General features: G+C 73.6%; 15 protein-coding genes and 1 riboswitch. Of the genes, 9 read left to right on the top strand and 6 right to left on the bottom strand.

The window, feature by feature from the left end; translation table 11 throughout:
* Positions 1 to 30 precede the first annotated feature (30 nt).
* From ACI2LW_RS19525 to ACI2LW_RS19515, 3 genes are all read left to right on the top strand, one after another.
* Positions 31 to 1,257, top strand: a complete 1,227-nt coding sequence (locus ACI2LW_RS19525) for a glycoside hydrolase domain-containing protein (RefSeq protein WP_404732450.1) — start codon at positions 31 to 33, stop codon at positions 1,255 to 1,257.
* A gap of 68 nt (positions 1,258 to 1,325) precedes the next feature.
* The gene (locus ACI2LW_RS19520) at positions 1,326 to 2,678 is read left to right on the top strand and encodes a class II 3-deoxy-7-phosphoheptulonate synthase (protein ID WP_404732449.1); all 1,353 of its coding nucleotides are present in this window, start codon (positions 1,326 to 1,328) and stop codon (positions 2,676 to 2,678) included.
* 166 nt (positions 2,679 to 2,844) lie between these two features.
* Positions 2,845 to 3,117 carry a bacterioferritin-associated ferredoxin gene (locus tag ACI2LW_RS19515; RefSeq protein ID WP_404732448.1) on the top strand — a complete coding sequence of 91 codons (273 nt, stop codon included), beginning with the start codon at positions 2,845 to 2,847 and terminating at the stop codon, positions 3,115 to 3,117.
* A 53-nt stretch (positions 3,118 to 3,170) separates the two neighbouring features.
* Here ACI2LW_RS19515 and bfr read toward each other — a convergent pair whose 3' ends face one another.
* Complete coding sequence (gene bfr / locus ACI2LW_RS19510) at positions 3,171 to 3,650, bottom strand: bacterioferritin (protein WP_404732447.1); 480 nt, start codon at positions 3,648 to 3,650, stop codon at positions 3,171 to 3,173.
* A gap of 157 nt (positions 3,651 to 3,807) precedes the next feature.
* Here bfr and ACI2LW_RS19505 point away from each other — a divergent pair, with 157 nt between their 5' ends.
* Positions 3,808 to 4,464, top strand: a complete 657-nt coding sequence (locus ACI2LW_RS19505) for a sulfite oxidase-like oxidoreductase (RefSeq protein ID WP_404732446.1) — start codon at positions 3,808 to 3,810, stop codon at positions 4,462 to 4,464.
* Between the two features lie 134 nt (positions 4,465 to 4,598).
* On the opposite strand, the gene ACI2LW_RS19500 is transcribed toward ACI2LW_RS19505, so the two are convergent.
* The 5 genes from ACI2LW_RS19500 to thiO all read right to left on the bottom strand — a co-directional run bounded on the left by ACI2LW_RS19500 (position 4,599) and on the right by thiO (position 9,900).
* Entirely contained in the window at positions 4,599 to 5,498 is a 900-nt protein-coding gene (locus ACI2LW_RS19500) for a deoxyribonuclease IV (protein WP_404732445.1), read from the bottom strand.
* Between the two features lie 81 nt (positions 5,499 to 5,579).
* The gene (gene pknB, locus ACI2LW_RS19495) at positions 5,580 to 7,520 is read right to left on the bottom strand and encodes a Stk1 family PASTA domain-containing Ser/Thr kinase (RefSeq protein ID WP_404732444.1); all 1,941 of its coding nucleotides are present in this window, start codon (positions 7,518 to 7,520) and stop codon (positions 5,580 to 5,582) included.
* A 206-nt stretch (positions 7,521 to 7,726) separates the two neighbouring features.
* Entirely contained in the window at positions 7,727 to 8,521 is a 795-nt protein-coding gene (locus ACI2LW_RS19490) for a thiazole synthase (protein ID WP_404732443.1), read from the bottom strand.
* A 3-nt stretch (positions 8,522 to 8,524) separates the two neighbouring features.
* Complete coding sequence (gene thiS / locus ACI2LW_RS19485) at positions 8,525 to 8,725, bottom strand: sulfur carrier protein ThiS (RefSeq protein ID WP_404732463.1); 201 nt, start codon at positions 8,723 to 8,725, stop codon at positions 8,525 to 8,527.
* 8 nt (positions 8,726 to 8,733) lie between these two features.
* Positions 8,734 to 9,900, bottom strand: coding sequence for a glycine oxidase ThiO (thiO, locus tag ACI2LW_RS19480; protein WP_404732442.1), 1,167 nt, complete (start codon positions 9,898 to 9,900; stop codon positions 8,734 to 8,736).
* Positions 9,898 to 10,009, bottom strand: a riboswitch (TPP riboswitch). Its footprint overlaps the gene before it by 3 nt.
* A 54-nt stretch (positions 10,010 to 10,063) precedes the next feature.
* On the opposite strand from thiO, the gene ACI2LW_RS19475 reads away from it, so the two are divergent.
* The 5 genes from ACI2LW_RS19475 (at position 10,064) to metF (ending at position 14,300) form a co-directional block, all read left to right on the top strand.
* A complete protein-coding gene (locus ACI2LW_RS19475; protein ID WP_404732441.1) occupies positions 10,064 to 10,477 on the top strand; it encodes a hypothetical protein in 414 nt (137 codons plus the stop codon).
* A gap of 32 nt (positions 10,478 to 10,509) precedes the next feature.
* Positions 10,510 to 11,739 (top strand): NAD(P)/FAD-dependent oxidoreductase, encoded by a 1,230-nt coding sequence (locus ACI2LW_RS19470; protein WP_404732440.1) that lies wholly within the window; start codon positions 10,510 to 10,512, stop codon positions 11,737 to 11,739.
* 113 nt (positions 11,740 to 11,852) lie between these two features.
* Complete coding sequence (locus ACI2LW_RS19465; RefSeq protein WP_404732439.1) at positions 11,853 to 12,218, top strand: Rv2175c family DNA-binding protein; 366 nt, start codon at positions 11,853 to 11,855, stop codon at positions 12,216 to 12,218.
* 198 nt (positions 12,219 to 12,416) lie between these two features.
* Positions 12,417 to 13,079, top strand: coding sequence for a thiamine phosphate synthase (gene thiE, locus ACI2LW_RS19460; protein ID WP_404732438.1), 663 nt, complete (start codon positions 12,417 to 12,419; stop codon positions 13,077 to 13,079).
* Between the two features lie 297 nt (positions 13,080 to 13,376).
* A complete protein-coding gene (gene metF / locus ACI2LW_RS19455; RefSeq protein WP_404732437.1) occupies positions 13,377 to 14,300 on the top strand; it encodes a methylenetetrahydrofolate reductase [NAD(P)H] in 924 nt (307 codons plus the stop codon).
* The last annotated feature ends 55 nt before the right edge of the window (positions 14,301 to 14,355 follow it).

Genomic DNA, 14,355 nt, shown 5'->3' with positions numbered 1-14,355 from the left:
CACCGCCTGCCCCGACCGAGGAGGTCAGTCATGTCCGCACCACGATTGCCAGGGCCGGCCGGAAGAGCGGCGCGGGCCCTGGCCGCCGCGGCCGCGCTCGCCGCCTGCGCGGCCCTCGGCGCCGGCGCGCCGGCCGCCGCCCGCACGCCGGCCCCGGACGACGGCACCAAGACCGTCACCTACCTGGGCCGCACGTTCACCGTGCCCGCCGGCTGGCCGGTCCACGACCTCGCCCGGGAGCCGGCCACCTGCGTCCGCTTCGACCGGCACGCCGTCTACCTCGGCGCGCCCGGCGACCACCAGGACTGCCCGGCCCACGCCGTCGGACGCACCGAGTCGCTCTGGGTCCAGCCCTCCGCCACCCCCGCCAAGAGCGCCGTGACCGAGAACCGCACGGACCGGATGTACCGCGCGACCGCCGACGGCATCGCGGTGACCGCCGCGTACGGCGGCGACCGCGAGGGCATCCGCCGGGTCCTGGACAGCGCCGGCTTCCCGGTCGGCGCGGCCCGCACCGACAAGCCCGCCAAGGTGCCCGCCGCGCTCACCGTGCCCGCCCTGGCCACCACGCACCAGGGCAGGGGCTTCGACGCCTGCACGGCCCCGGCCCAGTCGTCCATGAACACCTGGAAGAGCGCCTCGCCCTACGCCGCCATCGGCGTCTACATCGGCGGCGTCAACCGCGCGTGCGCCCAGGCCAGGCTGAACGCCCAGTGGGTGCAGGCCCAGTACGCCAACGGCTGGCGCTTCTTCCCGCTCTACGTCGGCCCGCAGTCCAGGACCAGCAGCTGCGGCAGCGCCTGCGCCCCCATCACCGACCCGGCGCCCCAGGGCAGACAGGCCGCCGAGGACGCGGTCGCGCAGGCCGGCGCGCTCGGCATGGACAAGGGCACCGTGATCTACAACGACCTGGAGGCCTACAGCCGCGGCGGCAGCTCCACCACCGAGGTGCTCGGCTATCTGGAGGCGTGGACCAAGCGGCTGCACGAGCTCGGCTACCGCTCCGGCGCCTACGGCAGCGTCTCCTCCCTGGTCGCCGACCTGGTGGCGAACGCCCGGACGACCACCCTGCCGGACGTGATCCACTTCGCCCGCTGGAACGACCAGGCGACCACCGCCGACCCCGCGCTCCCGGCCACCCTGTGGGCGAACCACGCCCGCGTCCACCAGTACGCGGGCAACAAGAAGGAGACGTACGGTGGAGTGACGATCAACATCGACCGCAACCAGCTGGACGTGGGCGCCGCCACTCCGTGACGGTCGGATCTGTCTCAATTGATGAGCAGATGAATGGACCTCCTGGGCGACCCCGTAAGGTTTGGGAGGTGACCGTGAACGCTAAGACCAGCGCGAGCGCTGGCAACACCTGGCGAAACCTGCCCGCGGCGCAGCAGCCCGATTACCCCGACGTCGAGGCTCTGCGCGCAGTGATCGCGGACCTCGAGTCGTATCCGCCGCTCGTCTTCGCGGGCGAGTGCGACCAGCTGCGCGCCCGGATGGCGGCCGTCGCCAGGGGAGAGGCGTTCCTCCTCCAGGGCGGCGACTGCGCCGAGGCGTTCGACGCGGTGTCCGCGGACCAGATCCGCAACAAGCTCAAGACCCTGCTCCAGATGGGCGCCGTGCTGACGTACGCCGCCTCGGTGCCGGTGGTGAAGGTCGGCCGGATCGCCGGCCAGTACTCCAAGCCGCGCTCCAAGCCGACCGAGACCCGCGACGGGGTGACGCTGCCGACCTACCGGGGCGACTCCGTCAACGGGTTCGACTTCACCGAGGCCGCGCGCGTGCCGGACCCGGAGCGGCTCAAGCGCATGTACCACGCCTCGGCCTCCACGCTGAACCTGGTGCGCGCCTTCACCACCGGCGGCTACGCCGACCTGCGCCAGGTGCACGCCTGGAACCAGGACTTCGTGAAGTCCTCCCCCTCCGGGCAGCGCTACGAGCAGCTCGCCCGCGAGATCGACAACGCGCTGAACTTCATGCGGGCCTGCGGCACCGACCCGGAGGAGTTCAAGACCGTCGAGTTCTACTCCTCGCACGAGGCGCTGCTGCTCGACTACGAGTCGGCCCTCACCCGGGTCGACTCGCGCACCGGCCGGCTGTACGACGTCTCGGCGCACATGGTGTGGATCGGCGAGCGCACCCGGCAGCTGGACCACGCGCACATCGAGTTCGCCTCGAAGATCCGCAACCCGATCGGCATCAAGCTCGGCCCGTCCACGACGGCCGAGGAGGCGCTGCAGTACATCGACCGCCTCGACCCGGAGCGCGAGCCCGGCCGGCTGACGTTCATCGTCCGCATGGGCGCCGACAAGATCCGCGACAAGCTCCCCGAGCTGGTGGAGAAGGTCACGGCGTCCGGGGCGACGGTGGCGTGGGTGACCGACCCGATGCACGGCAACACCTTCGAGGCCGCCTCCGGCCACAAGACCCGCCGCTTCGACGACGTGCTCGACGAGGTCAAGGGCTTCTTCGAGGTGCACAAGGGCCTCGGCACCCACCCGGGCGGCATCCACGTCGAGCTCACCGGCGACGACGTCACCGAGTGCGTGGGCGGCGGCGACGAGATCTTCGTCGACGACCTGCACCAGCGCTACGAGACGGCGTGCGACCCGCGGCTGAACCGCAGCCAGTCCCTGGACCTGGCGTTCCTCGTCGCGGAGATGTACCGGGACCAGTGACCGGCCGCCGGTGACCGGGCCGCCGGCCGCCGGCGCGAGGCCCGTGGGGCGCGGATCACATGCGGTCCGCGCCCCCTCCTCTTCTTCCTCCACCGCACGCCGGGTAAGGTTAGGTTTGCCTCACCGAGAATTCGGGGCGGCATCACGGAACCGAACCCGGCGGGAGGTGGACCGCGTGTACGTGTGCAGTTGCTTCGGCATCACCGAGCAGCAGGTCGAGCAGCACGCGGCGAACGGCGCCTGTACCCCCCGCCAGATCGCCTCGGCCTGCAAGGCCGGCACCGACTGCGGCTCCTGCGTCCGCCGTATCCAGGCCCTGCTGGGCCGGGGTGCGTGCCCGCGCCGCGAGCTCGCCGACCAGGGCCGGCCCGTCCTCACCGCCCTCGACCCGGCCACGGGCCTGCCCCCGGCTCCCGGATCCGGCGCCGAGGCCGCCTAGCTCCGCCCGGCCCGGCTCCGCCTCGCCGGGCCCCGCCTCGCCCGGTTCCCGCCTCAGCTCTCCGGCTGCTCGATCACCTGCGCCAGGTACAGCGCCTCCCCGAGCTTGTCCAGCAGCTCCAGCTGGGTGTCCAGGTAGTCGATGTGGTGCTCCTCGTCCGCGAGGATGTCCTCGAAGATGTTCGCCGAGGTGATGTCGCCCTTGCCGCGCATCAGGTCGATCCCGCGCCGCAGCCGGTCGATGGCCTCCACCTCGATCTGCCGGTCCGCCTCGAACATCTCCTTGACGGTCTGCCCCACGCGCACATGGAAGAGCCGCTGGTAGTTGGGCAGGCCCTCGAGGAACAGGATCCGGTCCGTGAGCACCTCGGCGTGCTTCATCTCGTCGAACGACTCGCGCCGGGTGTACTTCGCGAGCTTGTACCAGCCGTTGTTCTCCTGCATCTTCGCGTGCAGGAAGTACTGGTTGATCGCGGTCAGCTCGGCGGTGAGCTGCTCGTTGAGGAACTCGATGACCTCGGGGTCGCCCTGCATCGCTAAGGGCTCCTTCCGCGCGGGAGAACTGGCAGGCTGCGCCGCATGATTTCACCGGGGTACGGCCCCGTCCAGTAAGTGCACGCTTAGTAGGGTTTGTCCTGAATCGGCCCGGGGCTGGTCATGTGCACCCCGTCCGGTCTGTCAGGATGGAGGCATGGGTCAGCCGGTGGAGCGCGCGTCCGGGGAGGCGTCGGAGGCAGTGTCGGGGGGAGCGGCACGGCCTCAGCTGCCGCCGGGGCAGCGGCTGCAGCGCGGCTGGCCGGTCACCCACTACGGGCCGGTGCCGAAGTTCCGGCCCGAACGCTGGGAGTTCCGGGTCTTCGGCGCCACCGCCGACGGCGAGAAGCACTGCTGGACGCACGAGGAGCTCACGGCCCTGCCGTACACCACCGTGGTGGCCGATCTGCACTGCGTCACCAAGTTCAGCATGGTCGGCGCCGAGTGGGGCGGCATCCCCGCCCGCACCGTCCTGGACCTCGCGCCGCCCGCGCCGGACGTCACCCATGTGATGGTCTGGGCGGAGTACGGCTTCAGCTCCAACCTGCGGCTGGCGGACTTCGCCGGGGAGCGCACCCTGTTCGCCACCCACAAGGACGGCGAGCTGCTCACCGCCGAGCACGGCTTCCCGCTGCGCCTGATCGTCCCCCACCTGTACGCCTGGAAGGGGCCCAAGTGGGTGCGCGGCGTGGAGTACATGACCGCCGACCGCCGCGGCTTCTGGGAGGAGCGCGGCTACCACAACATCGGCGACCCCTGGAAGGAGCAGCGCTACTCCTACCAGGAGGAGCCCGGGGACGGCCCCGAACTGTGAAGGGGGACGGCCCCGAACCGTGAAGGGGACGGCCCCGAACCGTGAAGGGGACGGCCCCGCCCTGTGAGACCGGGAGCGCCCGGCCGTGAGACCGGGAGTACCCGGGCCGTGAGGCCGGGAGCGGCCCCGCCCGCTCAGCCGTCCCGGAGCTTCTTCAGCCGCTCCACGTCGGCCGCGTGCCCCTCCTTGCCGCCGGGGGTCTCGATGATCAGCGGCACGCCCTCGGTGGCCGGGTGGGTCATCAGGGCGCGGAACGGGTCCTCGCCGATGTGGCCGGCGCCGATGTTCGCGTGCCGGTCCTTGTGGGCGCCGGCCACGTCCTTGGAGTCGTTGGCGTGGATCAGCTTCAGCCGGCCCGCGCCGACCGTCTCCACCAGCAGGTCCAGCGTCCGGTGCATGCCGTGGGGGCCGGTCAGGTCGTGTCCGGCGGCGAAGACATGGCAGGTGTCCAGACACACGCCGAGCTTCGGATGGGCGTCCAGGGCCTCGAAGTACGGCCCGAAGTCCCAGGTGCGCGAGCACAGCGAGGAGCCCTGTCCGGCGGTCGACTCCAGCAGCAGGAAGGGGTCGTCGTCGTGGGTGAGCTCGTCGAGCAGCGGCAGCAGGCGCTCCCGCACCTGGGCCAGCGCCACCGCGCGCTCCCGGCCGCCGGTCGCGCTCCCGGTGTGCACCACCACCCCCAGCGCGCCGATCTCCCGGCCGCGCCGCAGCGAGTGCCGCAGCGACTCCACGGAGCGTTCCACGGTCGCCTCGGTGTGCGAGCCGAAGTTGATCAGGTACGGCGCGTGGACGTACGCCGGGATCGACCGCTCCGCGCAGGCCGCGCGGAACGCCTCGTCCTGCCGCGGATCGCCGGCCGGGGTGGCCCAGCCGCGCGGGTTGGCGACGAAGACCTGCACGGTCTCGGCGCCCAGCTCACGGGCGTAGGACAGCCCCACCGAGTGCAGCCCTCCGGCGACGGGGATGTGCCCGCCGACGGGGTTGCGCAGGGGGCCGGGGAAGGGCGAGGGCGTGCGGGACGGCTGGCTGCTCACCCGTTCAGGGTGTCATGCCCGCGGCCGTCCCCGGTCACCGGATCCCCTGCGGTCACCCGACGGTGACCGGAACCCTCCACGTCACCTGATGGTGATCGTTATGGTCGAGCCCTTCGGGGCCTTCTCCCCGCCCTTCACCGACTGCTTCTTGACCTTGTCGCCGAAGAGGCCGAGCAGCCCGCGGTCCTCGTCGACCTTGAAGCCGGCGCCCTCCAGGGCCCTCTTCGCGTCGTCGACGCTGTCGCCGGTCACGTCCGGGACCTCGACCATCTCCGGGCCCTTGGACACGGTCAGCGTGACCGTGTCGCCCTCGGCGGCCTGCGCGTCGCCGGCCGGACTCTGCCGGGCCACCCGGCCCTGGTCGAACTCGGAGTTCACCTGCTCGGGGGCGACCGTCACCTTCAGCCCCAGGTCCTCCAGGTCGGACTTCGCCCGGTCCAGGTCCTCGCCCGTGACGTCGGGCACGTCCACCGGGCTGCCCTTGCTGACCGTGAGCGCGATCGCGGAACCGGCGTGCCGCCGGGTGCCCGCCCCGGGGTTCGTGCCGATCACGGAGTCCTTGGCGACCTCCTCGCTGAACTCCCGGTTCACCATGCCCGGCTCCAGGCCGCTCTTCTTCAGCTCCTTCCGGGCCTCGCCCAGCGGGCGGCCCGCCAGGTCGGGCACCTTCACGGTCTCCGGGCCGTCGGAGATGGTCAGCGTCACGCCGTCGTTGCCGCGGATCCGGGCGCCCGCCTCGGGGTCGGTGCCGATGACCGTGCCCCGCTCGACCGTGTCGCTGTACTCGTGCCTGACCCGCTCGACCTCCAGGCCGGCCGCCGCGAGCCGGTCCCGGGCCTGCGCCTCGGTCTTCGCCAGCAGCGGCGGCACCTTGGTGAACTGGCCGGAGTTGATGTACCAGACACCCCCGCCGAGCCCCAGCACGAGCAGCACCGCCGCCACGATCGTCAGCACGGCGCGCCGCGGCCGGCCCGGGCGCCGCGGTCCGCTCACCGGGGGAGCCTCCAGGCGGCTGGTGCGGTGCAGCGCGGCCTCGTCCCCGGCCGGCGGCTGCCCGGGCTCGCCGACCGGCAGCGGGCGCGGCACGGTCAGCGCGCGCGGGATGACGCTCGTGCGGTCCTCGGCGTTGTCGTGCTGCCCGGCCACCGCGTGCGGCGGCACGGCGTCCAGCTGGTCCTCGGTCAGCGCCGCGCGGGCCGTGCGGGCCGACGCCAGCAGCGCGACCGCGTCCTGCGGGCGGACGTCCGCGACGCGCGCGGTGGCCGCCGCGACCAGCGCGTCCAGCTCGGCGGGCAGCCCCGGCACGACGGCCGACGGCGCGGGCACGTCCTCGTTGAGGTGCTGGTAGAGCACCTGGGCGGGGGTCTCGCCCTGGTGCGGCTTGCCGCCGGTGAGCATCTCGTAGAGGACGACGCCGCACGCGTACACGTCGACCCGCGGATCGGCGGTGCCGTGCTCGATCTGCTCCGGCGCGAGGTAGGAGACGGTGCCGAGCACCGCCCCGGTGGTGCTGGTCACCGTGTCCACGGCCCGGACCAGCCCGAAGTCGGCGACCTTGACCCGGCCGTCGTCCCCTATCAGGACGTTCTCCGGCTTCATGTCGCGGTGCACGAACCCGGCGCGGTGCGCGGCGCCGAGCGCGGCGAGCACCGGCTCCAGGATGTCCAGCGCGGCGCGCGGCTGCAGCGCCCCGCGCTCGCGCAGCACGTCGCGCAGCGTGCAGCCGGCGACGTACTCCATGGCCAGGTAGACGTACGACCCGTCGGCGCCCTGGTCGAAGACCTGCACCACGTTCGGGTGGTCCAGGCGGGCCACCGACTTGGCCTCCCGGATGAACCGGTCGACGAAGGAGCCGTCGGCCGCCAGCGTCGGGTGCATCACCTTGAGCGCGAGGACCCGGTCGAGGCGGGTGTCCAGGGCCCGGTAGACCGTGGCCATCCCGCCGACCGCGATCCGCGCGTCGACGCGGTAGCGGCCGTCGAGCACCTGCCCGACAAGAGGGTCCTGAAGGGTCGTATCCACGCAGGTGAGTGTACGAGCCGTCACCGACACGCACGGCTTTCGGCCGGGATCGCGGCGGGACTGCAGCCGACCTGTGACGGTTACCGGGCCCCGGGCGCCGCCCGGGCCGCCCGGGCCGCGGCGGCTCCGGTGGCCCGGCTGGCTCCGGTGGCCCGGGCGGCCCCGGCTGGCCCGGGTGGCTCGGGCGGTCCGGGTGGCCCCGGCGGCTAGAATGCCGGCCGCTCCGGATCCAGCCGGGCCAGGCCCTCGGCCGGGGAGGAGGCCTCGGCGAAGTGCCGCCGGGGGATCCGCCCGGCCCGGTGGGCCAGCCGTCCCGCCTCCACCGCGTGCCGCATCGCGTCCGCCATCAGCACCGGCTCCTGCGCGCGGGTCACCGCGGAGGCGAGCATCACGCCCGCGCACCCCAGCTCCATCGCCAGCGCCACGTCCGAGGCGGTGCCCGCCCCCGCGTCCAGGATCACCGGCACCCGCGCGTGCTCGACGATCAGCCGGAAGTTGTGCGGGTTGCGGATGCCGAGCCCGGAGCCGATGGGCGACCCCAGCGGCATCACCGCGGCGCACCCCACATCCTCCAGCCTGCGGGCGAGCACCGGGTCGTCGTTGGTGTACGGCAGCACCGTGAAGCCGTCGTCGACCAGGGTCTCGGCCGCGTCCAGCAGCTCGACCGGGTCCGGCAGCAGCGTGCGCTCGTCGGCGACGACCTCCAGCTTGACCAGGTCGGTGCCCAGCGCCTCGCGCGCCAGCCGCGCGGTCAGCACCGCCTCGCCGGCGGTGAAGCAGCCGGCCGTGTTGGGCAGCACCCGGATCCCGAGCCGGTCCAGCACCGACAGCACCGAGCCCCGCACCGTGGGGTCCACCCGCCGCATCGCCACCGTGGTCAGCTCGGTGCCCGAGGCCACCAGCGCGCGCTCCAGCACGTCCAGGCTGGGCGCCCCGCCGGTCCCCATGATCAGCCGGGACGTCAGGGACATGCCCCCGAGAACGAAGGGATCGTCGGCCATCGGTCAGCCTCCTTGGACGGCGGTGAGCACTTCGACGCGGTCGCCCTCGGCCAGCGCCGTGGACGGCCACTGCGCGCGCGGGACGACGGTCTCGTTGAGGGCGGCGGCCACCCCGGAGGGCGCGGTGGTCAGGGTGCGCACCACGGCGTCGAGAGCCGTGCCCGGCCCGACGCTCAGCGGCCGGCCGTTGACGGAGACGGTGATCCGGCCGCTCATGCGGGCTGCTCCGTGAGCGCGGCGGCGGAGAACCGCCGCGGGCTGAACGGGCGTGCCACTTCGGGCAGTTCGCCGGTGGCCAGGACGTGCGCCAGGGCGTCGCCGGTGACCGGCACGAGCAGGACGCCGTTGCGGTGGTGCCCGGTGGCCGTCAGCAGCCCGTCCAGCTCGGTGGGGCCCAGCAGCGGCGCGTTGTCGGGCGAGGTCGGGCGCAGCCCCGCGCGGGTCTCGGTCAGCGGCAGCTCGGTGATCCCCGGGACCAGTTCGTGCGCGTCCCGCAGCAGCTGGTACACCCCGCCCGCCGTCACCGTGGTGTCCCAGCCCAGCTCCTCGCTGGTGGCCCCGACGACCAGCTCGCCGCTGAGCCGCGGCACCAGGTAGACGTGGCTGCCGCGGACCACGGCCCGCACGGTGCGGCTCAGGAACGGGGCGTGGCGCCGGGGCACGGTCAGCCGCACCACCTGCCCCTTCACCGGCCGCACCGGCGGCAGCACGTCGTCGGGCACGCCCGCGAGCCGCCCGCTGCGGCTGCCCGCCGCGAGCACCACCTGCCCGGCCCGCAGCGCGGTGCCGTCGCCCAGTACGCAGCCCGTGGCCCGGTCGCCGTCCACGGTGAGGCGCTCGGCCCAGGCGCGGTGCAGGACCACCCCGGTCCGCTCGCACGCGGCCACGAGCGCGGACGCCAGCCGCCGCGGGTCGATCTGGTGGTCGCCGTCCACCCGCAGCCCCCCGCGCACGCCCGGCGCGAGCATCGGCTCCAGGCGCCGGCACTCCCGTCCGGACAGCCACTGCGAGTCCAGGCCGGAACGGCTCTGCAGCGCGTGCAGCTCCCGCAGATGGGCCCGGTCGTCGGCGTCCAGCGCCACCGCGAGCGTGCCGCACCGGCGGTAGCCGAGGTCCTGGCCGGTCAGCTCGGTCAGCTCGGCCGCGAAGTCCGGGTAGCGGCGGGCCGAGGCCAGATTGAGCCCGAGCAGCGTCTGCTCGCCGTAGTGCAGTTCGGTGACGGCGGCGAGCATCCCGGCCGCCACCTGCGCGGCCCCGCCGCCCGGTTCGGGGTCCACCACGGCCGCGGACAGCCCGCGCTGCGCCGCGCGCCAGGCCGTCACCAGCCCGATGATCCCGCCCCCGATGACGAGGACGTCCGACGTACGTGAAGACGGCATGGGCGTCCAGCCCCTCCCTTCGCCGGCATGACCCGGATCAGGTTCGTACGGTCGGAGGCCGCCAGCCTCCCTCTCAGCCCGGTGCGTCCGGGCTCCCGCGAGTGCTTGTACGGTGGCCACCCTAGCCCGCGCGATGCCGAACCCGTAAGGGAGCCTTCCCGTCATGCCCGCCTCACTGGACGGTCTCGTCCTGGCCCCCGTCGCCGACCAGTCCCCGGGCCAGGTCGGCACCCGGACCCGCTTCACCTACCACGAGCGGGACGGGCAGATCTGGGCCGAGTACGCGGGCGGTGACGTCGTACGCGGCCGTCTGCTGGGTACCCGGGAGGGTGACCGGCTGGACTTCCGGTACGTCCAGCTCGGCCGCGACGGCACGACCGCGAGCGGGCACTGCGTGTCCACGGTGGTCGAACTGCCCGACGGCAGGGTGCGGTTGGAGGAGACCTGGCGGTGGGAGTCCCGCCCCGGCAGCGGAACGAGCGTGGTGGAGCAGGTGACCGAGGCCGTGGAGCAGGTGACCGAGGCCGTGGAGCAGGTGACCGAGGCCGTGGAGCAGGTCACCGAGCACGCCCCATGACTGACGGGCCGTCAGTTGACTATGGTGATCAGGTGAGCGACCAGACGCAGGAACAGGGCACGTCACAGCCGCGGCGCGTGGTCGTCGCGGGCGCGGGCATGGCCGGCGTGCAGACCGCGGTAGCCCTGCGCGAGCAGGGCTTCACCGGCACCGTGACACTGATCGGCGCCGAACCCCACCAGCCCTACGACCGGCCCCCGCTGTCCAAGGCGATCCTGCTCGGCAAGGCCGAGGACTCCGCCTTCGACGTCGACTTCGAGGCCCTCGGGCTGGAACTGCGGCTCGGCTGCGAGGCGCTGGCCGTCCGCCCGGACACCCATGTGCTCGACACCTCCGACGGGCCGGTGCCCTACGACGTCCTCGTCCTGGCCACCGGCGCCGAACCGGTCCGGCTGCCGGGCACCGAGGGCGTCCCCGGCGTGCACCTGCTGCGCACCCTCGACGACGCCGGACGCCTGCGGCCGGTGCTCGCCGAGCAGCACGACATCGTGGTCGTCGGAGCCGGCTGGATCGGCGCCGAGTTCGCCACCGCCGCGCGCGAGGCGGGCTGCGCGGTGACCGTCGTGGAGGCGGCCGACCGGCCGCTGGCCGGGGCGCTGCCCGCCGAGGTCGCCGCGCCGATGGCCGCCTGGTACGCCGAGAGCGGCGCCGAGCTGCGCACGCGCACGCGCGTGGAGCGCGTCGAGCCCGGCGCCGTGGTGCTCGACGACGGCTCGCGGCTGCCCGCGGGCGCCGTCGTCGTCGGCATCGGCGCCCGCCCGGCCACGGCCTGGCTCGCGGGCTCCGGCGTCGAGCTGGGCGAGCACGGCGAGGTCCTGGCCGACGACCACCTGCGCACCTCGGCGCCCGACGTGTACGCGGTCGGCGACTGCGCCTCCTTCCCCTCGGGGAGGTACGGCGAACGGCTGATGGTGCACCACTGGGACAACGCCCTCCAGGGCCCGCGCACGGTCGCGGCCAACGTCCTCGGCCTCACTCCGGCGGTGTACGACCCGGTGCCGTACTTCTGGTCCGAGCAGTTCGGCCGCTTCGTGCAGTACGCCGGCCACCACCCGGCCGCCGACACCACCGTCTGGCGCGGCGACCCCGCCGGGCCGGCGTGGACGGTGTGCTGGCTGCGCGAGGGCCGCCTGGCCGCCCTGCTGGCGGTCGGCCGGCCGCGGGACCTCGCCCAGGGCAGACGGCTGATCGAGTCCGGCGCGCCGATGGACGCCGCGCTGCTCGAGGACCCGGCCAGACCGCTGAAGGCGGCCGTCGCCTAGCTGTGCACCTGGCCGCCGGCCCGGGTGCGTACGTGTGCCTGGTGTGCCCCGCATGGACCCGGGTGGACGGGTCCGGCTTCCGACTGTCAGTGGCAGATGGCAGGCTTGACGCCGTGACCGAGATTGACGCAAAGATCGATGCTCTCGTCCCCGCCTGGCTCACCCTCCCCGACATCGCCGAACGGCTCGGCGTCGAGGTGACGCGTGTGCGGCAGCTGGTCAAGGAGGGCCAGCTCATCGCCGTACGCCGTGGCGAGAACCGGGCGCTGCACGTCCCCGCCGCCTTCATCGACGGGGACAAGGTCGTCAAGGGCCTGTCCGGGACCCTGACGCTCCTCCGGGACGACGGCTTCACGGTCGAAGAGATGATCGAGTGGCTCTTCACGCCCGACCCGAGCCTGCCGGGCACCCCCGCGCAGGCCCTGAGCGAGAATCGCGGCACGGAGGTGAAGCGCCGCGCCCAGGCGCTCGCCGTCTGACCGTCCGACCGTGCGGCCGCCCGGCCGCAGGAGAGCGGAAGCCCGGAAGACCGGACAACCGGAACAGCCGTCCGAACAGGCCCCTCGGCCGTGACCCTCGTGGGTCCGGCCGGGGGCCGGCCACGGCCGTGACCGCCAGGGGGGGCGTGCGTCACCGCCGTGCCCGATACACCGACGAAGACCCGGGGGGACCCACGCATGTCCGACACCGCCGCAGCCACCGTCCGCGACCGACTGGCCGATGCGCGGCTGTACCTGTGCACGGACGCCCGCAGACGCCAGGGCGACCTGCCCGAGTTCCTGGACGCGGTGCTGGCCGCCGGAGTCGACGTCGTGCAGTTGCGCGACAAGGGCATGGAGGCGGGCGAGGAACTGGCGCACCTGGAGGTGTTCGCCGACGCCTGCGCCCGGCACGGCAGGCTGCTCGCGGTCAACGACCGCGCGGACGTCGCCCACGCCGCCCGCGCCGACGTGCTGCACCTCGGCCAGGGCGACCTGCCCGTGCCCGCCGCCCGCGCCCTCCTCGGCGACGACGTGCTGATCGGCCGGTCCACCCACACCGAGTCCGAGGCCGCGGCGGCGGCCGTGCAGGAGGGCGTGGACTACTTCTGCACCGGACCGTGCTGGCCCACCCCCACCAAGCCCGGCCGCCCGGCCCCCGGTCTCGGCCTGGTCCGGTACGCCGCCTCGCTCGGCACCGGCCGCCCCTGGTTCGCCATCGGCGGCATCGACCTCACCAACCTGGACGAGGTCCTGCAGGCCGGCGCCCGCCGGGTCGTCGTGGTCCGGGCGATCACCGAGGCCGACGACCCCGGCGCGGCGGCGGCCCGGTTCGCCGAGCGGCTGCGGCGGACTGCCTGAGCCGGACGGCCCGGCGGCCTGAGTGCGGCCTGAGTGCGGCCCGGGACGGACGGCCTCGGACGGACAGCCTCCGGCGGGCGGCCTCGGACGGACGACGGGGACGGCCTGCGAGGACGGAAGCCGCCCGGCCGGGGCCGCCCGACGGGGCCGCGCGGCCGTCTCGGATGGCGGACGCCGGAGGCCTCCGGAACGCCTCGAAGGCGCTCCGATGTCCAAGGGGTGGACACACTGCCGACAATTCGGGCAAATGCGCGGCTCTCGGTTGGGGGACCGCCGTGCCCTGGTTAACCTGCGAGTATGGCCCTCGGAACCGCATCCACCCGGACTGATCGCGCACGGACCGTGCGCGAGATCCTCGCCGCCGGCAGGACGACCTACTCGTTCGAGTTCGCGGCGCCGAAGACGCCCAAGGGTGAGCGGAACCTGTGGGGCGCGCTGCGCCGGGTCGAGGCGGTGGCGCCGGACTTCGTCTCCGTGACGTACGGCGCGGGCGGCTCCACGCGCGCCGGCACGGTGCGCGAGACCGAGCAGATCGTCGCCGACACCACGCTCACCCCGGTCGCGCACCTCACCGCGGTGAACCACTCCGTCGCCGAGCTGCGCAACATCATCGGCCAGTACGCCGACGCCGGCATCCGCAACATGCTCGCCGTGCGCGGCGACCCGCCCGGCGACCCGATGGGCGAGTGGGTCCCGCACCCGCGCGGACTGACCTACGCGGCCGAACTCGTCCGGCTCATCAAGGAGTCGGGTGACTTCTGTGTCGGTGTCGCGGCCTTCCCGGAGATGCACCCCCGCTCCCGCGACTGGGACACCGACGTGGCACACTTCGTCGACAAGTGCCGCGCCGGCGCCGACTACGCGATCACGCAGATGTTCTTCCAGCCGGAGTCGTACCTGCGGCTGCGCGACCGGGTCGTCGCGGCCGGCTGCGACACCCCGGTGATCCCCGAGGTCATGCCGGTCACCAGCGTCCGGCTGCTGGAGCGGCTGCCCCAGCTCAGCAACGCCGCCATTCCCGAGGTCCTGAAAGAGCGCATCCTCACAGCGAAGAACGATCCGGCGGCTGTACGCTCGATCGGAATCGAGTTCGCCACGGAGTTCTGCGCACGGCTGCTGGCCGAGGGAGTGCCCGGACTGCACTTCATCACGCTCAACAACTCCACGGCGGCACTGGAAATCTACGAGAACCTGGGCCTGCACCACCGCCCGCGGGCCTAGACCGGTCGCACCCGCGTACGACACACTGCGTAGCGGCCACTGGGAGAGGGGCGTA

Origin of the sequence: Streptomyces sp. NPDC004065 (assembly GCF_044903565.1) — a bacterium.
Lineage (GTDB): Bacteria > Actinomycetota > Actinomycetes > Streptomycetales > Streptomycetaceae > Streptomyces.
Note: the sequence above shows the minus strand (reverse complement) of the source record. Positions and strands in the feature narration are given on the sequence as shown.

Coding starts and splice junctions, on each gene's coding strand:
- ACI2LW_RS19525 (WP_404732450.1), top strand. CDS start 31: ATGTCCGCACCACGATTGCCAGGGCCGGCCGGAAGAGCGGCGCGGGCC.
- bfr (WP_404732447.1), bottom strand. CDS start 3,650: ATGCAGGGCGACCCCGAGGTCATCGAGTTCCTCAACGAGCAGCTCACC.
- ACI2LW_RS19505 (WP_404732446.1), top strand. CDS start 3,808: ATGGGTCAGCCGGTGGAGCGCGCGTCCGGGGAGGCGTCGGAGGCAGTG.
- ACI2LW_RS19490 (WP_404732443.1), bottom strand. CDS start 8,521: ATGGCCGACGATCCCTTCGTTCTCGGGGGCATGTCCCTGACGTCCCGG.
- thiO (WP_404732442.1), bottom strand. CDS start 9,900: ATGCCGTCTTCACGTACGTCGGACGTCCTCGTCATCGGGGGCGGGATC.
- ACI2LW_RS19475 (WP_404732441.1), top strand. CDS start 10,064: ATGCCCGCCTCACTGGACGGTCTCGTCCTGGCCCCCGTCGCCGACCAG.
- thiE (WP_404732438.1), top strand. CDS start 12,417: ATGTCCGACACCGCCGCAGCCACCGTCCGCGACCGACTGGCCGATGCG.
- metF (WP_404732437.1), top strand. CDS start 13,377: ATGGCCCTCGGAACCGCATCCACCCGGACTGATCGCGCACGGACCGTG.